The organism is Nocardioides stalactiti, assembly GCF_014180715.1.
Taxonomy (GTDB): domain Bacteria; phylum Actinomycetota; class Actinomycetes; order Propionibacteriales; family Nocardioidaceae; genus Nocardioides; species Nocardioides stalactiti.
The window spans coordinates 1-3,701 of the sequence record NZ_JACEFC010000204.1 but is presented as its reverse complement, the minus strand read 5'-3'; the positions used below and the strand labels follow the sequence as shown (position 1 = coordinate 3,701).

Annotated in this window: 3 protein-coding genes and 2 pseudogenes; 2 read left to right on the top strand and 3 right to left on the bottom strand. The window is 73.1% G+C overall.

What is annotated here, in order from left to right; translation table 11 throughout:
• The 3 genes and pseudogenes from H0487_RS22160 to H0487_RS22150 all read right to left on the bottom strand — a co-directional run.
• A pseudogene (locus H0487_RS22160) lies at window positions 1-310 on the bottom strand (phosphotransferase); the annotation flags it as partial.
• 10 nt (window positions 311-320) lie between these two features.
• Window positions 321-1,844, bottom strand: coding sequence for an ABC transporter permease (locus H0487_RS22155; RefSeq protein WP_183096370.1), 1,524 nt, complete (start codon window positions 1,842-1,844; stop codon window positions 321-323).
• A gap of 131 nt (window positions 1,845-1,975) precedes the next feature.
• A pseudogene (locus H0487_RS22150) lies at window positions 1,976-2,629 on the bottom strand (ABC transporter ATP-binding protein); the annotation flags it as partial.
• 50 nt (window positions 2,630-2,679) lie between these two features.
• On the opposite strand from H0487_RS22150, the gene H0487_RS22145 reads away from it, so the two are divergent.
• A complete protein-coding gene (locus tag H0487_RS22145; RefSeq protein ID WP_183096368.1) occupies window positions 2,680-3,138 on the top strand; it encodes a GNAT family N-acetyltransferase in 459 nt (152 codons plus the stop codon).
• A gap of 26 nt (window positions 3,139-3,164) precedes the next feature.
• Window positions 3,165-3,701 (top strand): hypothetical protein (locus H0487_RS22140; RefSeq protein WP_220793690.1); only part of this gene is annotated, 537 nt, incomplete at its 3' end.

Genomic DNA, 3,701 nt, shown 5'->3' with positions numbered 1-3,701 from the left:
GCCCGCTCGACGACGCGTCCTCGACCCAGTCGCGCACGATGGTGACGCCGTCGGCGTCCTCCTCGGCCGAGGCTGCCGCCGCCCGCAGGCCCGGCAGGCCGTCGGCGATCCCGGTGAGGATCACGTCGGCCTCGCGTCGCCAGTAACCGACATGAGCGGGGTCGCTGAGCTCCGCGGGGTCTCCGGGCTGGGGCGCGGAGAGCCGCTTCACCACGACGGGGCGGCCGCCGAGCGCGGTGCGCCACACACCGAGGGTGGACGTCCCGGAGCCCCCGGGAAGCTCCACCCAGTCCGGCTCGGGCTGCCACATGGCACGGACGCTAGCCGATGTCGCGCCTGCGGAAACGGAACCACGCCACCCCTAGCAGCGCCGCGGCCACCACGAGCAGGCCGCCCTCGGCGCCCCAGTCCCAGCGCTCGGCCGGAACCTGAGGGACGTGGGAGTACGGCGAGAGGTCGGCCACCCACCCCGGCATCTCGAACAGCTCGGCCACGAGGGTGACCACGAGGAACACCGCGGGCCAGGCCCAGCCGACGGCGGTCCACCTCTCGTGCAGGGCGAAGCAGAGGACCGTCAGCGCCGCCACCACCCAGACCGCCGGCACCCAGGCGAGCGCGGCCGTCACCAGGTCGCCGACGGCCGGTCCGTCCGTCAGGAGGTATCCGGTCTCGAGCCCCGCGCCGGTGACGAGGAGCAACCAGGCCGAGCCGCCGAGGGCGACGACGAGGGTCCCCGCCAGCACACGGGCACGAGACGTCGCTGAAGCGAGCACCAACTCGGCGCGCCCAGCCGACTCGTCCGTGCCGGCGTGCGCGACGACCGACACTGCGAAGTAGCTGATGACCACCGCCATGACCGACAGCACGGCCGCGACCAGGAGCCCGCCCAGCCGATCGAGCACCTCGGCGGCCGCTCCGGTGTCGAGCAGGTCGCCCACGCCCGGAGCGATCATCCCGAAGAGGATGCCGAGCGCGCCGACGGCGAGCGTCCACAGCAGCAGCGCGGTCCGGTGCAGGTCGAGCGCGAGCGACAGCGGCCCGGACAGCAGGTGGGATCCGCGCACGGGTCCCGGTCGCGCGGCCACCAGACCTGCCCCGAGGTCACGCCGGTGTCGCAACACAGCGGCGACCGCCACGAGAAGGACCGCCAGCACCGGGTAGAGGCCGAGAACCCACCAGCGCGGGTCGCCGTACGCCCGGACCTGGGTGTTCCACCCGAGCGGAGAGGTCCAGCTCAACCAGGTCGGTCCGGTGTCCCCCGCCGCACGGACCACGAAAGCAGCGCCGACCGCAGCCGCCGCGTACGCCGCACAGCTGCGGGCGCTGGCCGCGACCTGGACCGCGACCGCCGCGATGCCGGCGGCGACCAGCGCCGTCCCGGCCCACAACGCGCCGAATGCTGCCGAGCCGCGGGCGTCCAGCCCCGACAAGGTGTTGCCGACGGCGACGAGCAGCGCCAGCAGGGTCGCGAGCAGGACCGCCTCGACCAGCGCTGCGGCAAGGGGCGCCGACCGGCCGACGGCGCTGGAGCCGACGAGCTCGGCCCGGCCGGACTCCTCCTCGACGCGGGTGTGCCGCCGGACGAGCACGACGAAGAGCACAGCGACGAAGACCGCATAGAGGACCGTCATCTTGCTCATCGCGAGCTCACCCTCGCTCGTCACGTCGAGCACCGGACCGTAGAGCGCCACGATCGCCGGGCTCGCGTTGATGGCCTCGGCGGCACGGACCCGTGCACCCTCGTCGTCGTACAGCCCCGGCGTGGCGACCGCCGACGTGACGCAGAGCAGCACGAGCACGCCGATCGACACCGACGCGGCGACCGCGTCGCGGCGCAGGGCCATCCTAGTCAGCAGAACCGTCCCCGCGAGGGTGCCGCTCACCGCGCCGCCACTCCCGGTCCGGGCCCTCCTGGCTGCCGGTAGGCGTCGAGGAAGACCTGCTCCAGGCCCGGCCCGGTCCCCGTCAGTGCCAGTCCCGCGACAGCCGCACGGCCCGCCCGGATGATCGTCACCCGGTCCGCGAGCCGCTCGACCTCGCTGAGGATGTGGCTCGACAGCAGCACCGATGCGCCCCGCGCCTTGTGCTCGCCCACGCAGTCGTTGAACACCTGCTCCATCAGGGGATCCAGCCCCGAGGTCGGCTCGTCGAGCAGCAGGAGCTCGGGGTCGGTCGCTAACGCCGCCACCAGCGCGACCTTCTGCCGGTTCCCCTTGGAGTACGCCCGCGCCTTCTTCGTGGGATCGAGCGCGAACCGCTCGACCAGCTCGTCCCGCCGTGAGCTCCTCGGGTCGCCGTGCCGCATCCGGATGAGCAGGTCGATCGTCTCCCCACCCGACAGGTTCGGCCACAGGCTGACGTCACCGGGCACGTAGGCGAGGCGGCGGTGCAGGGCGGGAGCATCCCGCCACGGATCACCGCCCAGCAGGCGCACCCGGCCCGCGTCAGCCCTGAGCAGCCCCAGCAGGACACGGATGGTCGTGGACTTGCCTGCGCCGTTGGGACCGAGGAACCCGTGCACCTCGCCGGCCGCTACCGAGAGGTCGAGCCCGTCGAGTGCCGCGAACCTGCCGAACCTCTTCACCAGGCCGTCGACCTCGATCGCGGACCCACCGGTGGGCTGCTGCACAGCTCCGAGCCTAGCGACGGCGCACCGTCGCCGATGGGAGGCTTTGGTCCATGATCATCGGGACCGAGGACCCCACCACGCCGGACGTCGTGCGGCTGCTCGAGGAGCACCTCGCGGACATGTACGCCGCGTCGCCGGCCGAGAGCGTGCACGCGCTGGACCCGGCCGCGCTGGCGGGCCCGGGCGTGAGCTTCTGGACGCTGCGCGCGGACGGCGTCGTGCTCGGCACCGCCGCGCTCAAGGAGATCGACCCCACCCACGGGGAGATCAAGTCGATGCGCACCCGCGCCGGAGCGCGCCGGCGCGGCGTGGCGCGCGCTCTCCTCGAGCACCTGCTCGCCACGGCGGTCGAACGGGGCTACGCGCGGGTCAGCCTCGAGACGGGGACCCAGGAGTTCTTCGCGCCCGCCCGTGCGCTCTACGTCTCCCGGGGCTTCGTGGCGTGCGGGCCCTTCGCGTCGTACGAGGCAGATCCGCACAGCGCTTTCTACACGTTGTCGCTCGACTGACCTGTCCATCCACTAGCGTCACGCCCATGCGTTCCCCCCTCCAGAAGGCGGCTGCCACTGCCGCCGTGCTCGTCCTGACCTCCTTCGCCGCCGGGTGCGGCGGCGACAAGGACTCCGACGACGCCGACGAACCGAAGACCGTGACGGTCACCGAGACCCCCACCGACGCCACCACCGCGCCGACCACCGAGGCCACCACCGAGGCACCGCCCACCGACGTGACGCCGATGGACCAGACCGGCGACATCACGCAGGAGCAGGTCGAGGCGGCGCTGCTGACGCCGGCCGAGGTCAGCGCCGACTTCGTCGTCGGTTCCTACACCGACGAGGACAACCCCCCGCTGTGCGACCCCAGCGGGCTCCCGCTGGACCAGCAGGTCCCGCCGCAGGTGTCGGGCGGCACCCAGATCGACCACGCCGACGGGATCGCCGCCATCCAGGAGGAGATCGCGATCTACGCGACCGAGCAGGAGGCCGCCGAGGCGTTCGCCCTCGGCACCGCCGGCCTCGCCTGCACCGAAGGTTCCTCCGACGGCACCCCGGTGACGATCAGCGCTCCGGAG